General features: G+C 70.9%; 15 protein-coding genes and 6 tRNA genes. 15 read left to right on the top strand and 6 right to left on the bottom strand.

The annotated features are described in order from the left end of the window. Nucleotides 1–912 precede the first annotated feature (912 nt). The 9 genes from Ade02nite_RS02145 (at nucleotide 913) to Ade02nite_RS02105 (ending at nucleotide 4,453) form a co-directional block, all read left to right on the top strand. Nucleotides 913–985 (top strand) — tRNA-Trp (locus Ade02nite_RS02145). Between the two features lie 164 nt (nucleotides 986–1,149). Then, nucleotides 1,150–1,222, top strand: a tRNA-Ala gene (locus Ade02nite_RS02140). A gap of 31 nt (nucleotides 1,223–1,253) precedes the next feature. Continuing rightward, a tRNA-Met gene (locus tag Ade02nite_RS02135) sits at nucleotides 1,254–1,326 on the top strand. A gap of 5 nt (nucleotides 1,327–1,331) precedes the next feature. Beyond that, nucleotides 1,332–1,405, top strand: a tRNA-Arg gene (locus Ade02nite_RS02130). Between the two features lie 4 nt (nucleotides 1,406–1,409). Next, nucleotides 1,410–1,483, top strand: a tRNA-Lys gene (locus tag Ade02nite_RS02125). 2 nt (nucleotides 1,484–1,485) lie between these two features. Further along, nucleotides 1,486–1,564: transfer RNA gene (locus Ade02nite_RS02120), tRNA-Met, on the top strand. A gap of 29 nt (nucleotides 1,565–1,593) precedes the next feature. Next, a complete protein-coding gene (locus tag Ade02nite_RS02115; protein WP_203759758.1) occupies nucleotides 1,594–2,337 on the top strand; it encodes a hypothetical protein in 744 nt (247 codons plus the stop codon). Between the two features lie 9 nt (nucleotides 2,338–2,346). After that, the gene (locus Ade02nite_RS02110) at nucleotides 2,347–2,613 is read left to right on the top strand and encodes an acylphosphatase (protein ID WP_203759757.1); all 267 of its coding nucleotides are present in this window, start codon (nucleotides 2,347–2,349) and stop codon (nucleotides 2,611–2,613) included. A 121-nt stretch (nucleotides 2,614–2,734) separates the two neighbouring features. Then, entirely contained in the window at nucleotides 2,735–4,453 is a 1,719-nt protein-coding gene (locus Ade02nite_RS02105; protein WP_239168455.1) for a pyruvate dehydrogenase, read from the top strand. Here Ade02nite_RS02105 and Ade02nite_RS02100 read toward each other — a convergent pair. After that, entirely contained in the window at nucleotides 4,450–5,472 is a 1,023-nt protein-coding gene (locus Ade02nite_RS02100; protein ID WP_203759755.1) for a fatty acid desaturase family protein, read from the bottom strand. The genes Ade02nite_RS02105 and Ade02nite_RS02100 overlap by 4 nt on opposite strands. Nucleotides 5,473–5,582: 110 nt before the next feature. Between Ade02nite_RS02100 and Ade02nite_RS02095 the strand changes: the two genes are divergently transcribed. Beyond that, the gene (locus tag Ade02nite_RS02095) at nucleotides 5,583–6,869 is read left to right on the top strand and encodes a sensor histidine kinase (protein ID WP_379035189.1); all 1,287 of its coding nucleotides are present in this window, start codon (nucleotides 5,583–5,585) and stop codon (nucleotides 6,867–6,869) included. Then, on the top strand, nucleotides 6,821–7,456 hold the full coding sequence (locus Ade02nite_RS02090) for a response regulator transcription factor (protein WP_203759753.1): 636 nt from the start codon (nucleotides 6,821–6,823) through the stop codon (nucleotides 7,454–7,456). The genes Ade02nite_RS02095 and Ade02nite_RS02090 overlap by 49 nt, the downstream gene beginning before the upstream one ends. Before the next feature lie 38 nt (nucleotides 7,457–7,494). Here the strand turns inward: Ade02nite_RS02090 and Ade02nite_RS02085 are convergent, their stop codons facing one another. Beyond that, entirely contained in the window at nucleotides 7,495–8,421 is a 927-nt protein-coding gene (locus Ade02nite_RS02085) for an LLM class F420-dependent oxidoreductase (protein WP_203759766.1), read from the bottom strand. Between the two features lie 265 nt (nucleotides 8,422–8,686). Between Ade02nite_RS02085 and Ade02nite_RS02080 the strand changes: the two genes are divergently transcribed. The 4 genes from Ade02nite_RS02080 to Ade02nite_RS02065 all read left to right on the top strand — a co-directional run bounded on the left by Ade02nite_RS02080 (nucleotide 8,687) and on the right by Ade02nite_RS02065 (nucleotide 12,194). Next, on the top strand, nucleotides 8,687–9,673 hold the full coding sequence (locus Ade02nite_RS02080) for an ABC transporter substrate-binding protein (protein WP_203759765.1): 987 nt from the start codon (nucleotides 8,687–8,689) through the stop codon (nucleotides 9,671–9,673). 51 nt (nucleotides 9,674–9,724) lie between these two features. Further along, nucleotides 9,725–10,546, top strand: coding sequence for an ABC transporter permease (locus Ade02nite_RS02075; RefSeq protein ID WP_203759752.1), 822 nt, complete (start codon nucleotides 9,725–9,727; stop codon nucleotides 10,544–10,546). Nucleotides 10,547–10,644: 98 nt separating this feature from the next. Then, a complete protein-coding gene (locus Ade02nite_RS02070) occupies nucleotides 10,645–11,052 on the top strand; it encodes a YciI family protein (RefSeq protein ID WP_203759751.1) in 408 nt (135 codons plus the stop codon). Next, a complete protein-coding gene (locus Ade02nite_RS02065; protein ID WP_203759750.1) occupies nucleotides 11,049–12,194 on the top strand; it encodes an RNA polymerase sigma factor in 1,146 nt (381 codons plus the stop codon). The genes Ade02nite_RS02070 and Ade02nite_RS02065 overlap by 4 nt, the downstream gene beginning before the upstream one ends. 88 nt (nucleotides 12,195–12,282) lie before the next feature. Here the strand turns inward: Ade02nite_RS02065 and Ade02nite_RS02060 are convergent, their stop codons facing one another. The 4 genes from Ade02nite_RS02060 to Ade02nite_RS02045 form a co-directional block, all read right to left on the bottom strand. After that, the gene (locus Ade02nite_RS02060; RefSeq protein ID WP_203759749.1) at nucleotides 12,283–13,911 is read right to left on the bottom strand and encodes a hypothetical protein; all 1,629 of its coding nucleotides are present in this window, start codon (nucleotides 13,909–13,911) and stop codon (nucleotides 12,283–12,285) included. Between the two features lie 267 nt (nucleotides 13,912–14,178). Beyond that, complete coding sequence (locus Ade02nite_RS02055) at nucleotides 14,179–16,113, bottom strand: hypothetical protein (protein ID WP_203759748.1); 1,935 nt, start codon at nucleotides 16,111–16,113, stop codon at nucleotides 14,179–14,181. Next, nucleotides 16,040–17,182 carry a glycoside hydrolase family 130 protein gene (locus Ade02nite_RS02050; RefSeq protein ID WP_203759747.1) on the bottom strand — a complete coding sequence of 381 codons (1,143 nt, stop codon included), beginning with the start codon at nucleotides 17,180–17,182 and terminating at the stop codon, nucleotides 16,040–16,042. The genes Ade02nite_RS02055 and Ade02nite_RS02050 overlap by 74 nt, the downstream gene beginning before the upstream one ends. A gap of 1 nt (nucleotide 17,183) precedes the next feature. Further along, entirely contained in the window at nucleotides 17,184–18,014 is an 831-nt protein-coding gene (locus Ade02nite_RS02045) for a carbohydrate ABC transporter permease (protein WP_203759746.1), read from the bottom strand.

Raw genomic sequence — 18,014 nt, 5'->3', positions numbered from 1 at the left:
CCTGTGTCCCGCTCTCGCCGCGTGGCCTTCCTGCCCTCTCAGCGTGGTGTCCCTCGGGCTTCTCTCCGTTGGCCTTCGTCCTCTTCCTCCTGCATTCCGTTCTTGCTCGGTATGCGGGCCGGGCGCAGAGACAACCAGGACAGGCCTCTCCGGCGTGGTCAATCGCGGCTTTTGCCCCTTGCATCGCTGCGCGGCTGGGCGAGTCGAGCGTGCGATCCGGCAGCCGGCGGTGGCGGAGGCGTGGGTTGTTCCTCCCTCGCCTTCTCCGCCTCGCGCGCCTCTCCGACCCGTGCGCCTTATTTCCACCTCGCGATGGGGCAGTGGGAGCCGGTTCCGTCGTTCTTCTGGGTCTTGATTGCGGAACGGAGATCGGCTGGTCGCAACTTCTTCGGAAAAGGGATTGTCAGAATGACGGGAACGGACTAATGTTTGACGCGTCCGAAGGGAACGCGCCGGAAAGGGGATCGAGATGATGTGGCAGGCCGCCGACATGGTCGCCCTCCGCGCGTGCGGTTCGGCTCCGGTCATCGGCTTCGCTAAGCGCGACGTGTCCGCCGCTGCGGCGGGGATGGCGTGGCGACGAGCCATGAAGCGGCCCGTCTGGGGAGTGTGCTGGCGAAACGGCTGACGCCGTAACGGTTTCGCCGCCGCCCTCCCGGTTCGGGACGGGCGGCTTTTTCGTCTCGGCTGCTTCGTCTTCGGGCGGGGACGGTTGGTCGGGCTGTCGCGCTCGGCTTTCGGCGTCTGGTCGTGCGGTGCGCTCGGCTTTCGGTGGCTGGTCGTGCAGTGCTTGGCTTTCGACGTTTGGTCGTGCGGTGCGCTCGGCTTTCAATGTCTAGTTGTGCGGTTGCGCTCGGTACTCGACGTCCAGCCGCGGATTGGCGAGTGGTTTCACGGCTGCCGAATGGTCGTATGGGCGTAGCTCAAATGGTAGAGCAGCGGCCTCCAAAGCCGAAGGTTGCGGGTTCGATTCCTGCCGCCCGTGTGCTTGTTTCACACACAATTGAATAGCGATGTTGTGCACCCAGGAATGGGTCGAGGACGTGGCCACGCGGGCCGGCTGCGGCGGGTAGGACGACCGCCGGGCTCGCTGGGCGGGACTACTTGCGCTACCCGCCCAACGCGCCGGCCGCGCCTCGACCCGGGCACGGGCCCGTAGCTCAGTGGGGAGAGCGCCCGCCTTGCAAGCGGGAGGTGGCCGGTTCGAGGCCGGCCGGGTCCACTGTGGTGCGGCTCCGTCCGTACCACCAAAGGTCGTCGTAGCTCAGCGGTAGAGCGCCGCCCTCATAAGGCGGAGGCCGGATGGTTCGACACCACCCGACGACACGCAAGCCCTCGTAGCGCAGCTGGACAGCGCGCCGGTCTACGAAGCCGGAGATCAGGAGTTCGAGTCTCCTCGGGGGTACGAAGTGCCGCTAGCTCAACCGGCTAGAGCAGCTGCCTCTTAAGCAGCGGGTTCGGGGTTCGAGTCCCCGGCGGCGCACGCGCAGGGTGGAGGAGCTCGGTTGTCCTCGCCGGCCTCATAAGCCGGAGATCGTGGGTTCGAATCCCACCCCTGCAACCAGCCACGCGCAGCTGTGCTTTGCTGCCCGGATGACGGACGTGCTCTCCGCGGCGGTGCGGAACAACGCCGAGTGGTGTGCGCTGGTGTGCCGCACTCACGGCATCGACTCCCGCTTTGCCGCGAACGTGTGGCGCAGCCTTGGGCCGACGCCGCAGTACTACCCCGACGCGGTCACCCTGACCGCGCAAGCCTCGGCGGCGGACGTCCTGCCGCGGCGCGATCCGTCGGGCTGTTCGGTGAAGGACAGCTTCGCCACGGTCGACCTTGGGCCGGAGGGTTTCGAGCAGCTCTTCGCCGCCCAGTGGATCCACCGGCCCGCGTCGGCGCCCGCGCCGGTAGCGGCCCCGCGCGTCACGCGCGTCTCCACGGCCGCCGCGCTCGCCGTGTGGAGCACGGCGTGGGGGAGCGGCGACGTCTTCCGCCCCGCGCTGCTGGAGGAGCCGGACATCGCCGTGCTGGCTTTCGGCGAGGCCCAGGGGAACGGCGACCGGGTAGGTGAGGGCGACGACGGCGGCCGGGCGGGCCGGAGCCGGGGTCTCCGGGGTGGAGCTGTGCTCAACCGGGCGGCCGGCGTCGTCGGCGTCTCGAACCTTTTCGCCGCCGGGCCCGCGGATGCCGGTGCCGTCTGGGCGGGGACGGTCCGGGCGGCCGGCGAGATCTTTCCCGGGGTGGATCTGGTCGGCTACGAGCATGGGGACGATCTCGGTCCCGCGCTGGCGGCCGGGTTTGCCGGGATCGGGTGGTTGCGCGTCTGGGCGTACAGCGGATCGTAGGGTGGTTCTGTGATCCGCAAGCGCGTGTTCGTCGAGGGCCTGGTGCAGGGCGTCTACTTCCGGGACACGTGCCGGCGTACGGCCGCGGCGCAAGCGGTGACCGGCTGGGTGCGCAACCTGCCCGACGGCCGCGTGGAAGCCGTCTTCGAGGGCGAGCCCGAGGCTGTCGCCCGCATGGTCGAGTGGACGCGCACGGGACCGCCGCACGCGCGCGTCGATGACGTGCGCGCCGTCGACGAGCCGGTCGAAGGGCTCACCGACTTCACCGTCAGGTGAGGACAGGCGCTTGTGTGAGCAGCGACTCCGTTGGGCCCACCGAGGGGAGGGGTAGGTAGGGCTCGTTCCCACGAGGGGTGCACGAGGGCGGGAGGCCGAGATGTTCGGCAGGAGTCAGACGGTGGCGGACCAACTGGTCGAGGTGCTGGTGCAGGCCGGTGTGCGGCGCATCTACGGGATCGTGGGGGACAGCCTCAACTCCCTGAGCGACGCGATCCGGCGCACCGACGAGATCGAGTGGGTGCATGTGCACAACGAGGAGGCGGCGGCGTTCGCGGCGGCCGCCGAGGCGCAGCTCACCGGGCGGCTCGCGGTCTGTGCGGGCAGCTGCGGGCCGGGCAACACGCATCTCATCCAGGGGGTCTTCGACGCGCAGCGGTCGGGGGCGCCGGTGCTGGCGATCGCCTCGCACATCATCTCGACCGAGATCGGCACCGGGTTCTTCCAGGAGACCGACCCGAAGCGCCTCTTCGAGCAGGCCAGCCACTGGACCGAGCTGGTGTCGTCGCCCGAGCAGATGCCGCGGCTCGCTCGCGTCGGCATCCAGGCAGCGGTCGGCAAGCGCGGCGCCGCGGTGCTGGTCGTGCCGGGTGACGTGCTGGCGATGGACGCGACCGTCGAGACCGGCACGGGGCATGCCGTGGCAGGGCCGGTGGTCGGCGCGCCGCCGGCCGAGGTGATCGAGGATCTGGCCGTACGGATCAACGCGGCCGAGAAGGTCGCGATCTTCGGCGGGATCGGCTGCACCGGCGCGCGCGACGAGGTGCTGCGGCTCGCCGGGGTGCTCAACGCGCCGGTCGGGCACACCCTGCGCGGCAAGGACGTGCTCCAGTACGACAACCCGTACGACGTGGGCATGTCCGGCCTGCTCGGCTACGGCTCCTGCTACGAGGCCATGCACGAGGCCGACCTGCTCCTGCTGCTCGGCACCGACTTCCCGTACCGCCAGTTCCTGCCGCAGAAGAACACGATCCAGATCGACATCGACCCGTCGCACCTGGGCCGGCGCACCGCGCTCGAGCTGGGCGTGGCGGGCGACGTCGGCGCGACGATCCGCGAGCTGCTGCCGAAGCTGCGGCAGAAGGACGGGAAGTTCCTCGAGCGGATGCTGCACAAGCACGTCGAGAAGCTCGATCACGTCGTCGAGGCGTACACCCGCGATGTGGACGACCTGGTGCCGATCCACCCGGAGTACGTGGCCCGCGTGCTCGACGAGGAGGCCGCCGACGACGCGGTCTTCACCGTCGACACCGGCATGTGCTGCAGCTGGGCCGCGCGGTTCATCACCCCGAACGGCCGCCGCCGGATCCTCGGCTCCTTTGTGCACGGCACCATGGCGAACGCGCTGCCGCACGCCCTCGGCGCGTCGAAGCTCGACCCCCGCCGTCAGGTGATCTCGATGTCCGGCGACGGTGGCCTGGCCATGCTCCTCGGCGAGCTGCTCACCGCCCGCACCCACCAGCTGCCGGTCAAGGTCGTGGTCTTCAACAACTCGAGCCTCGGCATGGTCCGCCTCGAGATGATGGTCGCCGGCGACCCGCCCTACGAGACCGACCACGACGCCGTCGACTTCGCCGCCATCGCGCGGGCCGCGGGCTTGCACACCGTACGGGTGGAGAAGCCGGGCGACCTGCGCTCGGCCCTGCGCTCCGTGCTCGATCACGACGGCCCCGCCCTCCTCGACGTGGTGACCGACCCGAACGCGCTCGAGATCCCGCCGCACATCACCAAGGAGGAGGCGAAGGGCTTCGCGCTCGCCGCCGGCAAGACGGTGCTCGCCGGCGGCGTCGGGCAGATGCTCCAGCTGGCCCGCACGAACCTGCGCAACATCCCGCGCTAGCGCCCCGCGGCGCGGAGGTCGGCGCCCACCTCGTGCAGGTGGCTCAGGGCCTGCCGGTACGAGTCGGTCAGGCTGGTCATCTCGTACGGCACGCCGATCTCCGCGCAGTACGCCCGCACGATCGGCTGGGCCTTGCGCAGGTTGGGCGTCGGCATCGCGGGGAACAGGTGGTGCTCGATCTGGTAGTTGAGGCCGCCGAGCGCCACGTCGACCAGGGCACCGCCGCGCACGTTGCGCGAGGTCAGCACCTGCTTGCGGAGGAAGTCCTCGGTGCCGTCCGGATGCGGCATCCCCTTGTGGTTGGGCGCGAACGTCATGCCCAGGTAAACCCCGAAGATCGCCTGGTGGACGACGAAGAACGCGATCGCCTGCAGCGGTGTGAGCACGAGCAGCAGCGCGCTGACATAGGCCACGAAGTGCACGCCGAGCAGCACCGCCTCGAGCCCACGGCGCTTGACCGTGCCGTTGAGGATCGCCCGCACGCTGTCCCGCTTGAGCGACAGGCCCAGCAGCGTCAGCAGCGGGAAGAAGAGGTACGCCTGGTACTTCCCGATGAAGCCGCGCGCGTTGTCGGGCGACCAGGCGAGCACGCCCGGGCCCACGTCGGGGTCGAGGTCGTCGTGGTTGGGGTTGGCGTGGTGCTTGGTGTGCTTGTCCATCCAGTAGCCGTAGGACATGCCGATCGCCAGGTTGCCCGCGATCATGCCGGCCCGCGAGCTGGGCTTGTTGGTGCGGAAGACCTGCCGGTGGGCGAGGTCGTGCGCCACCAGCGCCGTCTGGGCGAAGGCGACCGCGAGGAACGCGGCGACCACCAGCGTCCACCACGACGCGCCGACCACGAAGAAGGCGCCCCACCCATACACCAAAGCGGCCCCCACCAGGCTCAACCTCAGCGCGTAGTAACCCGGCCGCCGTCGCAGCAGGCCCGCCGCGCTGATCCGCCGGTTGAGCTCCGCGAAGTCGCTCCCGGCCGCTGAGCCCCGCGTGGTGGATCTCGGCCGGTCTGCCATAGTCGTCATGGCGGTCAAGCCTTCTCCTCCGCGGGCCCGCGGGCAGTAATGCCAGGCCCCCGAAATAGGTAGGGCTAGCACTACTGACCGACCGGCGCCGGTGGGACACGATGGGTTGCGTGGAGACACGAGACTGGATTCGCGACGGGCTGAGGGCGGTGGCCACCGGGCTGCTGACGATCGTGCTGGCCATCATGAACATCCCGCTGTTCGTGTTCTTCGTGCTCGGCCTGGTGCTGACCCCGGTGCTCGGCTTCGGCCTGGTGATCCTGCCCGGGGTGACCGCCCTCATCCGGGCCAAGGCCGACCTGTCCCGGCGGCTCGCCGGGTGGTGGGGCGTGCGGATCGACCGGCCCTACAACCCGCGGCCCGAGGGCGCGCTGCCGGTCGGCTGGGGCGCGTTCCGGTGGATCGTCACCGACCCGGCGACGTGGCGCGACTTCGCCTGGCTGCTGCCCGGGGCGGTGGTCGGTCTCGCCCTCGGCGTCGTCACGCTGGCCCTGCCGGCTTACGGCCTCGAGGGTGTCCTGCTGCTGCCGCTATGGCTCTACCTCGGCGACGTCTGGTATGGCTACGGCGTCAACTGGCCGATCGAGAGCATCGGCCAGGCCTTCCTGTCGCTGCCGCAGGGCGCGCTGATCCTCATGCTCGGCCTGGTCGTGGCCCCCTACCTGCGGCGGGTCGACGCTTTGTTCAACCGGCTCTTCCTCGGGCCCACCCGCGCCGCCGAGCTGCGGATGCGGGTCAGCCAGCTCACCGTCACCCGGGCCGACGCCGTCGACGCGCAGGCCGCCGAGCTGCGCCGCATCGAGCGCGACCTGCACGACGGCGCCCAGGCCCGGCTGGTCTCGCTCGGCATGACGATCGGCCTCGCCGAGGAGCTGGTCGAGCGCGACCCGGCCACCGCGCGCAAGCTGCTGGCCGAGGCGCGCGAGACCAGTTCCGACGCGCTCACCGAGCTGCGCCATCTCGTGCGGGGCATCCACCCGCCGGTGCTTGCCGAGCGTGGCCTCGACGGCGCCGTCCGCGCGCTCGCGCTGACCCTGCGCATCCCCACCTCGGTCGACTCCACGGTCACCGGCCGGCTCGAGACGCCGGTCGAGTCCGCGGCCTACTTCGCGGTCGCCGAGTGCCTGACCAACGTGGTGCGCCACAGCGGCGCCACCTTCGCCTACGTGAGCATGCGCCACGAGGGTGACCTGCTGCGCCTCGAGGTCGGCGACGACGGCCACGGCGGCGCCGACCCGGCGCGCGGGAGCGGTCTCGCCGGTATGGAACGCCGCCTGGCGGCCTTCGATGGCACGATGTCCGTGTCCAGCCCGCCGGGCGGGCCGACCATCGTGACCATGGAGCTGCCGTGCGCGTCGTCATCGCCGAGGACCATGCTCTCCTCCGGGACGGACTGACCCGGATCCTTCAGGCGTTCGACTTCGAGGTCATCGCCGTCGTCGACAACGGGCCGTCGGTGCTGCCGACCCTGCTCGACCAGAAGCCCGACGTGGCCGTGCTCGACGTGCGCCTGCCGCCGACCTTCACCGACGAGGGGCTCCAGGCGGCGATCGCCGCGCGGGCCGCGGTGCCGGGCCTGCCGATCCTGGTGCTCTCGCAGCACGTCGAGCCGCTGTACGCGCGGGAGCTGCTCTCCGACCGCCGGGGCGGCGTCGGCTACCTGCTCAAGGACCGGGTGTCCGACGTCGGCCAGTTCGTCGACGCCGTGCAGCAGGTCGCGGGCGGCGGCACGGTGATGGACCCCGAGGTCGTGGCCCGGCTGCTGGAGCGCAACCGCCCGCTCGACGTGCTCACGGCCCGCGAGCGCGAGGTGCTCGGCGAGATGGCCGCCGGCCGGTCCAACGCCGCGATCGCCGCCAGGCTCTTCGTCACCGAGAAGGCCGTGAGCAAGCACATCAACAACATCTTCACCAAGCTCGGCCTGCCGCCGTCCGAGGACGACAACCGGCGCGTGCTCGCGGTGCTGGCCTATCTGGACAGCTGAGCCTATGTGGACAGGTGAGCCTATGTGGACAGATGAGCCTATGTGGACAGGTGGGGCAGCACCTCGGAGGCGATCAGATCCACGTGGTCGAGGTCGTCCATCTCGGTGATCCGCAGGTGCACGCGGGTCGCGCCGATCTCTTGGAGCTCGCCGATGCGCTGGACGAGCTTGCCGGGCGAGCCGACCACCGGGTCCTCCGGCGGCAGCACGCTCTTTGCGTGCAGGGGCGCCTCGCGGCGCCTGGCCTCGGCGTCCGTGCGGCCCAGCGCCACGACCACACCGGCCGACAGGGTGATCGGGCGGGCGCGCTCCTTGCATGCCACGCGCACCCGTTCGAAGGCCTGCGCGGTGTCGGCCACGCTCTTGAACGGCATGTTGAACTCGTCCGCGTACCGGGCGGCCAGCTCCGGCGTCCGCTTCGGGCCCTTGCCGCCCACGATGATCGGCGGATGGGGCCGCTGGACCGGCCTGGGCAGCGCGGGCGCGTCGCGCAGCCGGTAGTGCTCACCGTCGTACGAAAAGCTCTGGCCCTCGGGCGTCGCCCAGATGCCGGTGAGGATCTCGAGCTGCTCCTCGAGCCGGTCGAAGCGTTCACCCAGAGGAGGGAACGGGATGCCGTACGCGGTGTGCTCGATCTCGACCCAGCCGGCGCCCATGCCGAGCTCGACCCGGCCGCCGCTCATCTGGTCCACCTGGGCCACCATGATCGACAGTGGACCGGGCAGGCGGAACGTGGCCGAGTTGACCAGGGTGCCGAGGCGCAGCGTCGACGTCTCGCGCGCCAGGCCGGCCAGCGTGAGCCACGCGTCCGTCGGGCCCGGAAGTCCCGGCTCGGGCGTCAGCGAACGGTAGTGGTCGGCCCGCAGCAGGCCCTCGAAACCGGCGTCCTCCGCGCGCCGTGCCAGCCTCAATTGGGTGTCGTACGTCGCACCGCGGTGCGGCTCGATGAACAGACAGACGCGCATCATCGTCCCTAATAATCCCTGATCCGGACGCATACCGGCTCATCATGATCGATCGTGCGGGATCCGTCCACATGGCGGTTTGAGACGAACTTGTCATCGAGACATGGACCAGTTTGCCCTACGATCCCCGGTCGGGGCACCCCCGTCCCACGTTCGACCCCCTCGGCCCCGGTGACGCTTTTGCCGGGATCAACCCCCACCGGAGGAAACGGTGCAGAGAAGGACCTTCGTACGATCGGTCGTCGCCGGCGCCCTCGCCCTCACGATGAGCGCCGCGGCCGGCTGCAGCGACGACTCCGGAGACGACGGCGGCAACGGCGGCAGCGGCAACGGCTCGTCCGAGAAGATCACTTACCTGACCTCCTTCAACACCTTCGGCCGCGACGCGTACGCCTACGTCGCGCTGGAGAAGGGCTACTTCAAGGACGCCGGCTTCGACGTCGAGGTCAAGCCCGGCTCCGGCACCGGTGAGAACATCAAGGCCATCGTGGCCGGCAAGGCCCAGTTCACCCCGGTCGACCTCACCGGCGCCCTGCTCAACGCGGGCGGCAAGGACAAGGTCACCGGCTTCACCGCGACTGCCGCGATCCAGCAGCGCACGATGGCCGCGATCATCTCGCTCGAGGGCAACGGCATCGCCTCGCCCAAGGACCTCGAGGGCAAGCTCCTCGCCGACCAGCCCGGCTCGGTGGTCCAGGGCCTCTTCCCGACGTACGCGAAGCTCGCCAACATCGACGTGAACAAGGTGAAGTGGCAGCCGACCAGCGCGCAGACGCTGATGGGCACGCTCGCCTCCGGCAAGGTGCAGGGCATCGGCCAGTTCGTCGTCGGCAAGCCGACCGTCGAGGGCATCGCCAAGAAGAAGGCGGTCGTCCTGCCCTACAGCGACTACCTCCAGGACCTCTACGGCAACGTCCTGATCACCTCGACGGACTACGCCAAGAACAACCCTGACAAGGTCAAGAAGTTCAACGAGGCGTTGCTCAAGGGTCTCCAGGACTCCATCGACAACCCGGCCGAAGCCGGCAAGATCATGACCAAGTACGTGCAGACGGCGAAGGCCGAGAGCGTGGCCGCCGAGCTCACCCTGATGGGCCCGTACGTCCGCTCGGCCGCGGCCGGCATCCCGGTCGGCGCGCTCGACGCGGAGCGTGTGGCCCGCAGCATCGCGATCCTCCAGGGCTCCGGCCAGATCGACCCGGGTCTCAAGCCCGAGGCCGTCATCAACTTCGATCTGACCCCGAAGGCCTGATTGTCGCCGGGGCGTGCCGCTCACGGCACGCCCCTCTTCTAAGGAGTCCCCGTGGTGCAGGAGACCCTGGCGCGGCCCGACGCCGTGGCCGCCGCCTCACCCCGCCGGCGCTGGTCGCCGTCGGTGGTGCTGTGGCCGCTGCTCGGCGTCGTGGTCACCGTCGCGGTGTGGTGGCTGGCGGTCGAGATGCTCGACGTGCAGACCATCATCCTGCCGTCCCCGCCCGAGGTGGTGGACGCGTTCACCCGCTACCCGTCGCTGCTGCTGAACGCCACGTGGGGCACCACCAAGATCACGCTGATCGGCTTCGCCCTGTCGGTCGTGGTCGGCGTCTCGCTCGGCGCCGCGCTGGCGGCGTGGAAGCCGTTCGAGCGGGCGTTCGCGCCGCTGCTGGTGGCGCTCAACGCCGTACCCAAAGTGGCCCTTGCCCCTCTGATGATCGCCTGGTTCGGCTTCGGCACCACGCCCGTGCTCGCGATGGCGTTCCTGGTCTGCTTCTTCCCGATCGTGCTCTCCACCGCGACCGGCCTGACCAGCACGCCCGCCGACCTGGCCGAGCTGGCCCGCTCGCTCGACGCGACCCGGCTCCAGACCTTCCGCCGCATCCGGGTCCCCGCGGCCCTGCCGCAGATGTTCACCGGCCTCAAGCTGGCCATGCCGCTCGCCGTGATCGGCGTCGCGGTCGGCGAGATGCAGTCCGGCTCGGTCGACGAGGGCCTCGGCACGATCATCGTGCAGACCAGCGGTCAGGGCGACACCGCGACCGCGTTCGCCGCCCTGACCCTGATGGCGATCGTCAGCATCGTGCTCTACTACGCCCTGGTCTGGCTGGAGCGGGTCTCGCTGCCGTGGGTGCGCGGCACGACCGGCTGAAGATTTTTTCGCCGGCCATGTCGAGAACGCGTGGCCGGCTCCGTCCCCGGGGTGAGAGCGACCAGAATGGGGTCGCCCCAGCACCGAGGAGAACCATCATGGCCAAGTACCTGCTGCTCAAGCACTACCGCGGCGCGCCGGCGGCGGTCAACGACGTGCCGATGGACAAGTGGACGCCCGAGGAGGTCTCGGCCCACATCAAGTACATGAACGACTTCGCCGCCCGGCTCGAGGAGACCGGCGAGTTCGTCGACGGCCAGGCGCTCGCTCCGCAGGGCGAGTGGGTCCGCTACGACGGCGAGGGCCGCCCGCCGGTCACCGACGGGCCGTTCGCCGAGACGAAGGACCTCATCGCCGGCTGGATGATCATCGACGTGGACAGCCGCGACCGCGCCGTCGAACTGGCCGGCGAGCTCTCCGCGGCCCCCGGCGCCGGCGGCAAGCCGATCCACGAATGGCTCGAGGTGCGCCCTTTCCTCACGGAGACCCCCACCATCGTCGAATGAACGAGACCCTCCTCCGGAGCCTCACGCCCAGCGTGATCGGTGTCCTCGTCCGCCGCGGAGCTGACTTCGCGGCGGCCGAGGACGCCGTGCAGGACGCGCTGCTCGAGGCGATCCGCGTCTGGCCCGCCGGCCCGCCGCGCGACCCCAAGGGCTGGCTGGTCACCGTCGCCTGGAACAGGTTCCTCGACGCCACCCGCGCCGAAGCCGCCCGCCGCCGCCGCGAGGACCTCGTCGACGCGCAGCCCGCCCCCGGCCCCGCCGCGACTGCCGACGACACGCTCCAGCTCTACTTCCTCTGCGCCCACCCGTCGCTGACCCCCGCCTCGGCGGTCGCGCTCACCCTGCGCGCCGTCGGCGGCCTGACCACCCGCCAGATCGCCCAGGCCTACCTGGTGCCCGAGGCCACCATGGCCCAGCGCATCAGCCGCGCCAAGAAGACCGTCGCCGGCGTACGCCTCGACCAGCCCGGCGACGTGGCCACCGTGCTGCGGGTGCTCTACCTGGTCTTCAACGAGGGCTACTCCGGCGACGTCGACCTGGCCGCCGAGGCCATCCGCCTCACCCGCCAGCTGGCCGCTGCGTACGACCATCCCGAGGTCGCCGGCCTGCTCGCCCTGATGCTGCTGCACCACGCCCGCCGCGCCGCCCGTACGGCCCCCGACGGCGCCCTGATCCCCCTGGCCGAGCAGGACCGCACCCGCTGGGACACCGCCCTGATCGCCGAGGGCGTCCAGATCCTCCAGACCGCCCTGTCCCGCGACCGCCTCGGCGAGTTCCAGGCCCAGGCGGCCATCGCGGCCCTGCACGCCGACGCCCCCACGGCCGCCGAGACCGACTGGATCCAGATCGTGGAGTGGTACGACGAGCTGGCCGCCCTGACCGACAGCCCCGTGGTACGCCTCAACCGGGCCGTCGCCGTGGGCGAGGCCGACGGCCCCCACGCCGGCCTGGCGGCGCTGGCCGCGCTGGATCCGTCCCTGCCGCGCTACACGGCGGTCTCGGCCTACCTGCGCGAACGCACGGGCGACCTGACGGCGGCGGCCCGCCTGTATGCCGAGGCCGCCTACCAGGCCACCAACGCCGCGGAACGAGACCATCTGCTGAGGCAGGCCGCCCGTCTCAACACCGACGGCCACACCTGAGGGTCGTGTATAGTTGCTTCCAGAATCGCAAGGGCCCCCGCCATTTGGCCGGGGCCTCCTTGCTTTTGCGATCACCTGCGCTGCTCAGTCACCTGCGCGGCTCGAGAAGGTCGGTCACGGTGACGCCGGTCTCGCCGCCCACCAGCTTCAGGCCGACCTCGGCCATGGCTGCGAGGTCGAGCGGGGCGATACCTTCGACGAGCGCGGCATATGTGAGCCGGTCGAGACCGGCGCCCACCAGGGGAGCGGAGATGCGCAAGGCGGCCTTGACCGCCACTCCCTGGGTGGATCCGCCGTGCAGCACGATGTTCCGGGTTCGGTAGAGACGCCGCATCGCGATGCGGAAGATGGCCGCCGTGGTCGCGAGTTCGGCTCTCGGCGCGGCGACGACCCGGCGCATCCGGTGCTCCGCCGCGATGTCGGCGTCACGGCGGAACCGATTGACGAGTTGCAGCCCTTCTCCCGCTGCGAGTGCCTGGGCCACCGCGGACGCCCGCTCTCGGTTGGTCTGACAGGCCCCCAATCTCGTGGCGAGGGCATCGGGAGTCTCGGGCCGATGCCGGTGTGCCAGAGCCGTCAGTTCCGCACGGGGCCACGAGCAGGCAAGGATGGTCGCCAGCCGGTCGGCGGCGACGGCCTTTCCCGACCGCTCATCCTCGACGGGATCGTCAGGGTGCGATAGCAGCGACTCGATCGCGGCCCACGCCCCCGCCACCGCCGGGGCGGGAGCGCCCCTGTTCACCGGGGCGGCCAACTCCAAGGCGTCGTCGATCAGCGTGCGTTCCCCGTTGACCTGGTAGAGGTAACCCTCTCTGACCAAGGACAGAACGTCGGCGCCCCGGGCAGGGGTGACCAAGGAAATCGGGGCCGGGTGCTGATCGACCCAAAGCTGTGATGCGGGCTTGATCCCGTCCTTGTTGCCGCGGATGAAGGACGACCGTGCCACCAAGCGCTCCACGAGCTCACGGACCTGAGCCGCCGCGCTGAACGGATCCCGTGCGGTCACCCGATAGAGAAAACCGCCGGTCGCCCGTATACCGCTCGTCGGGTGGCCCCTCCGCGCGAGCCAGTCAACAACTTCGCGGCCTGAGACCCATCCCTCATGCTTGCGTGCCTGCTGCTGCTCGGGGGCGCCGTCCAGCATCGCGAGAACAGTGAATACCTGCGGTTCGGTAGCGTCGAGCGCGACCGCTTCGTGAAGCACCTCCTCCGCACCGGCTCCACGGCGGGCGAGCCGCCCGATCCACGCCGCCAGGTAACCCGCGTCGTAGCCGAGGTCGAGCAGATGCGCCGCCACCGTGCGAGCAAGCCGCTCCGGCCGCGGCCGCTGCTCCGGCAAGGAGATCGCCGCCGCCCACCGGCTCAGGTAGCCGCCACGAGCATGGTCGACGACCACCCGCAGCCGGCGGTGCGCCGGGCTCGGATCCGGCAGCGGCCTCTTCAACAGCGAAGTGAGTTCGGCCCGCAGCTCCTTGTCGCCCAGGCCGACGTCGGGCCCGATGGCCTTCAGCAGTTCATGCCGCTGCCAGTCGACCGCGGCGGCGGACAGCACGCGGTGCTGGGCCCACGTGCTCGCTTCCAGCAATTCCTGCAAGGCGAGCAGCGAGCCGACATCCCACAGCCGCCGCGGCCAGGGCTGCCCTTCGAGGGTGAAGAAGTCAATCATGCGAGCACGAACATGCCTGTCGTACAGGTCCGCCGACACCGTGGCTGCCACGTCGGTACACAGTAGAACGTTCAGGACCGATCATGGACGGGCGTCAGTACATGCACACGAACGGGGGATGTTTGACCTCAATCGGCGGGCCGGCCACACCTGACGCTGTTAGTGTTGTGCGCACTCGCTAGGACCCCCGCCGTTATCGGCCGGGGTCCTCTGCTTTCATCGAGGGATGTCGCCGTCAGCCCACGTTCTCGTGGCGCTCGGCGTAGCCGGAGCGGAAACGTCGAGAGCCATCGCGACCTGGCCGACCACATCGGACGGTCAGGTTCTGACCACGGTGAAGCCGCCCGGCAGCACCGTGGCCCTGCCGCCCGTGGTGCGGGCGCGCAGGACGCCGGCGCTGTCGTAGGACTCCGCGACCCCAGGCAGGGGCACGGTCCGTGGAATGCGGGCGGCGCTGCGCAGCAGCGTCGTCGTGTGGCCGTTGCCGGTGATCGTGTAGCGGGAGATCAAGGGCTCCAGCAGGACCGCGTCGAGCACTGCCTCGCCGCCGGCCGCCGTGGCCGTCAGCTCTGTGCGGCCGGCCGGGAGCTCGCCCACCTCGACCGGGAGCAGGGCGCCGGGGGCCGGGGAGGCGCCCTGCGGGCCGATGTCGCCGTGCCGGATCGTGCCGCCCGTCGACCATCGGGTTGTTGCCGGGTTGCCGGGGCGCAGGTCGGCGATGGGCAGCACCAGGCGGGGCTGGTCCGACGCCGGGAGCTGCCAGCGCAGGGTCGCGCCGGCGGCCAGGCGGACGTAGCTGCCGTTGCTGTACTGGGACTCGCCCGTCCACGGTGAGGAGGGAGTGACCACGGTGGCGCCGGGGCTCGGTGCCGCGAGCTCGGCCTCCACCGTGGTCGTCCCCGCCCGTTCCGCGATGTGGCCCTGGCCAGCCAACCGGGCCACATCGGGATGGGCGTCCAGCGCGAGCATGCTGAGCAGCCCGTGGATCGTCGACTCCGCGCCCGCGTTGCGGTTGACGGTGCCGTTGCCGGCTATGCCGTCGACGGTGCGGCCGGTTGCCGGGTCGTAGGCGGGCACGCCCGCGGCGTTGGCCCCGAAGTACCAGGAGGCGACGATGCCGGCGAGGCGGCGGAAGCCCGTACGGCCGGTCGCCTCCGCCACGGCCAGCAGCGACTGGAGGCGCGAGTCGACACCGTACGCGATCTGGGTGGTGTCGATCCTCGCCGGAAGGCGCCCGTTGTCGGGGCCGCCCGAGGTGAGCAGCCACGGGGTGAAGACCGCCGAGTCGGTGACCGCGGGCCGCACCAGGTCCGCGGCGCCGAGGGTCTGACCGGCGCGGGCGAGGGCGGCCGGCATCTGCGACGCCCACGCGTGCCAGACCGACCGGGACAGGGCCCACGGCAGGACGGCGCCGAAGGGCCACGACCGGGGCCCTCCGCCGGCCAGCGCCGCGATGCCCTCCGCGAACCGGCGCAGCGCGCGGCGGGCGGCGGATCCGCCACCCGACGAGACGTACGCGGACAGGCCCAGCACCGCCTCCGCGGTCGCGTCCGCGCCGTCGACGACGAGCCACGCGGGCACGCGCTTGCCGTCGACGACCTGGTAGGTGCCGTAGCGCGTCAGCACCTGCCGGTCGAGGGCGGCGATCGCGAGGTCGAGCCGCCGGCGGAGGAACGCCGCGAAACCCGGGTCGGCGGTGCGGAAGGCCGCGTACCCCTCGCCGAGCGCCCACACGGCCCGGGCCAGCCAGTACGACGGGCCGCTGTCGGACGGGTCCGGCAGCTCCACCGGTTCCGCGCTCGGGTTCAGCGTGCCGTCCGGCTGCATCCACAGCACGAAGGTGCCGGACGGGAGCGTCTGGAAGTACGCCAGGCCGCGCAGCAGGCCGGCGGCGGCCGCGCGGCTCCCGGCCGAGCCGGTCTGCTTCCAGTGCCGCACGTAGACGACCGCGGCGCGGGCGATGTCGTCGGAGTTGTAGGCGCCCTGCCCGTACGTGCCGGTCGCCGGGTCGTAGGTGCCGCCGCCGATCCGGCGGTAGCTGCCGTCGGCGTTCGGCTCGGCGTAGGTCCAGAGCACGCCGATCGAGGGCGTGTCCGACGTGTGGCCGTCCTGCGCGGGCGGGGCGACCCGGTCGCGCAGGAAGTCGAGGTGGGCGACGTTGGTGAGCCGGGTGGCGGCGTCAGCGGGTGTGGAGGTCAGCAGCGGCGCCGTCAGGGCGAGGCCGCTGCTCAGCAACACGGATCTGCGCTTCATGGCGTGCTCCTTCGGTGAGCCGGTCCAGCCGAGCGACGCCGATCTTGCTGTCCGCCATGCCGTAGAAGACGTAGTGGACGCCGTCGACCTGCTCGATGGCGGTGGGAAAGACGACGTTGGGGACGGTGCCGTTGCGCTCGTCCTCGGTCTCCGGTGCGAAGATCGGTTCGGCGGTACGGGAAAGCACGCGGCCCGGGTCGGCGGCGTCCAGGATCATCGCGCCCGCCGCGTACGAGACGCGCTGGTTGGTGGGGTCGAAGCCGGGCGGGATGTAGCCGGTGACCCCGTGGTGGATCAGCAGCCAGCCCTCGGGCACCCGCAGCGGCGGCGGCCCGGCTCCGATCTTGAGGGCCTCGTACGGGTGTTCGGGCAGCGCCACGCAGCGGTGGTTCGCCGGCCGCACCAGCGCGCCGAGGTCCGCCTGCACGAGGTCGGCCGGGATGTACGAGATCCAGATCCCGGCCCGCTCGTCCGAGATGCCGGCGGGCAGGTGCACGCCCTCGCCGGGCCGGAACCAGCCGAGATCCCACATCGGACGGTGCAGCATCGCGTAGCTGGGCCGCCCGTCCGGCCCCGGCACCACGTCGGGGAAGAAGACGGCGTCCTTGTTGGGGAACAGGTTGAGGTCGGTGTCCAGATCTTTCTGGTACGTGAACTGCACCGGCCCGAGGCGTTCCCACGTGCGCAGGTCGGCCGAGACGGCGAGCGCGAGCTTGGGGCCGAGCGGCCCGTACGCCACGTACGTCATCAGATGTCTGCCCAGGCTCGGCACCCAGGTGGTGCGCGGATCCTCGACGCCGGCGTTGTTCTTGCCGCGTTCCCAGCCCTCGTCCGGGGCCAGCACCACGCCCTCGCGGCGCACGCCGACGGGCACCCCGTCGCGCAGCCGCACCTCGGCGAGGCCGACCCGCGACACGTTGCCGGGGGCCACCAGGCGTGGCAGCAGGTAGAGCCGGCCGTCGGGGGTGCGCCCGCTCGCCGGGTTGAGGACTCCTTCCGCCTCGAGGGTGTCGCCGGGGTCGGGCGCCATGATCACGCCGAGCCGGGTCATTGCGTACGAGACAGTCATGTCAGCCTTTCACGCCGGAACCGAGGTCGGTCGAGACGAAGTGCCGCTGGAAGGCGATGAACAGCGCGACCGCCGGCGCGGCCAGCACGCAGGCGCCCGCCAGGATCGCGCCGAACGGGTTGGCGGCCCTCGACGACACGTTGCTGATGTAGTTGGCCAGCGAGACCGCGAGCGGCTGCATGCCCGCCTCCTTGGTCACCAGGAACGGCCAGAGGAACTCGTTCCACGGCCCGATGAAGGTGAGCAGCACCGCGGTCAGCAGGGCCGGGCGCACCAGCGGCAGCGCGACCGACCAGAGGATGCGCAGCTCGCCCGCGCCGTCGAGCCGGGCAGCCGCGAAGAGGTCGTCCGGCAGTTGCAGGAAGAACTGCCGGAAGATGAAGACCGCCGTGGTGTTGACGGCGAACGGCAGGATCATGCCGAGGTACGAGTCGGCGAGTCCGTAGCCGCGCACGATCAGCACGTAGAGCGGGATCAGCAGCAGCTGGAACGGGATGACCTGCACCAGCAGGACGAGCACGAAGAGCGTGCCCCGGCCGCGGAAGTGCAGCCGGGCCAGCGCGTAGCCCGCCAGCACGCCGAAGACGACAGTGCCGAGCAGCACGCCGCCGGTGAAGATGCCGGAGTTGACCAGCGAGCCGAGCAGGTCGACCCGCGAGTTGATGTCGCGGTAGTTGTCCAGCGTCAGCCCCTCGGTGGGGAAGGCGCCCTTGACCGACGTGTCCGGCGACGACTGGAGCGAGCCGATGAGCATGTAGTAGAAGGGGAACAGGAACGCCAGCGCGCCGAGGAACAGCACGATGGAGCGCACGGCTGTGGGCCACCGCGACAT

Origin of the sequence: Paractinoplanes deccanensis (assembly GCF_016862115.1) — a bacterium.
In the GTDB taxonomy this organism is placed as follows: domain Bacteria; phylum Actinomycetota; class Actinomycetes; order Mycobacteriales; family Micromonosporaceae; genus Actinoplanes; species Actinoplanes deccanensis.
This window is presented reverse-complemented; position numbering and strand designations above follow the sequence as displayed.

What these genes read in the sequence shown, in the direction of transcription:
- Ade02nite_RS02115 (WP_203759758.1), top strand. Translation starts at nt 1,594, where the DNA reads ATGACGGACGTGCTCTCCGCGGCGGTGCGGAACAACGCCGAGTGGTGT.
- Ade02nite_RS02100 (WP_203759755.1), bottom strand. Translation starts at nt 5,472, where the DNA reads ATGACGACTATGGCAGACCGGCCGAGATCCACCACGCGGGGCTCAGCG.
- Ade02nite_RS02085 (WP_203759766.1), bottom strand. Translation starts at nt 8,421, where the DNA reads ATGCGCGTCTGTCTGTTCATCGAGCCGCACCGCGGTGCGACGTACGAC.
- Ade02nite_RS02080 (WP_203759765.1), top strand. Translation starts at nt 8,687, where the DNA reads ATGAGCGCCGCGGCCGGCTGCAGCGACGACTCCGGAGACGACGGCGGC.
- Ade02nite_RS02070 (WP_203759751.1), top strand. Translation starts at nt 10,645, where the DNA reads ATGGCCAAGTACCTGCTGCTCAAGCACTACCGCGGCGCGCCGGCGGCG.
- Ade02nite_RS02065 (WP_203759750.1), top strand. Translation starts at nt 11,049, where the DNA reads ATGAACGAGACCCTCCTCCGGAGCCTCACGCCCAGCGTGATCGGTGTC.
- Ade02nite_RS02055 (WP_203759748.1), bottom strand. Translation starts at nt 16,113, where the DNA reads ATGAAGCGCAGATCCGTGTTGCTGAGCAGCGGCCTCGCCCTGACGGCG.
- Ade02nite_RS02050 (WP_203759747.1), bottom strand. Translation starts at nt 17,182, where the DNA reads ATGACTGTCTCGTACGCAATGACCCGGCTCGGCGTGATCATGGCGCCC.
- Ade02nite_RS02045 (WP_203759746.1), bottom strand. Translation starts at nt 18,014, where the DNA reads ATGTCGCGGTGGCCCACAGCCGTGCGCTCCATCGTGCTGTTCCTCGGC.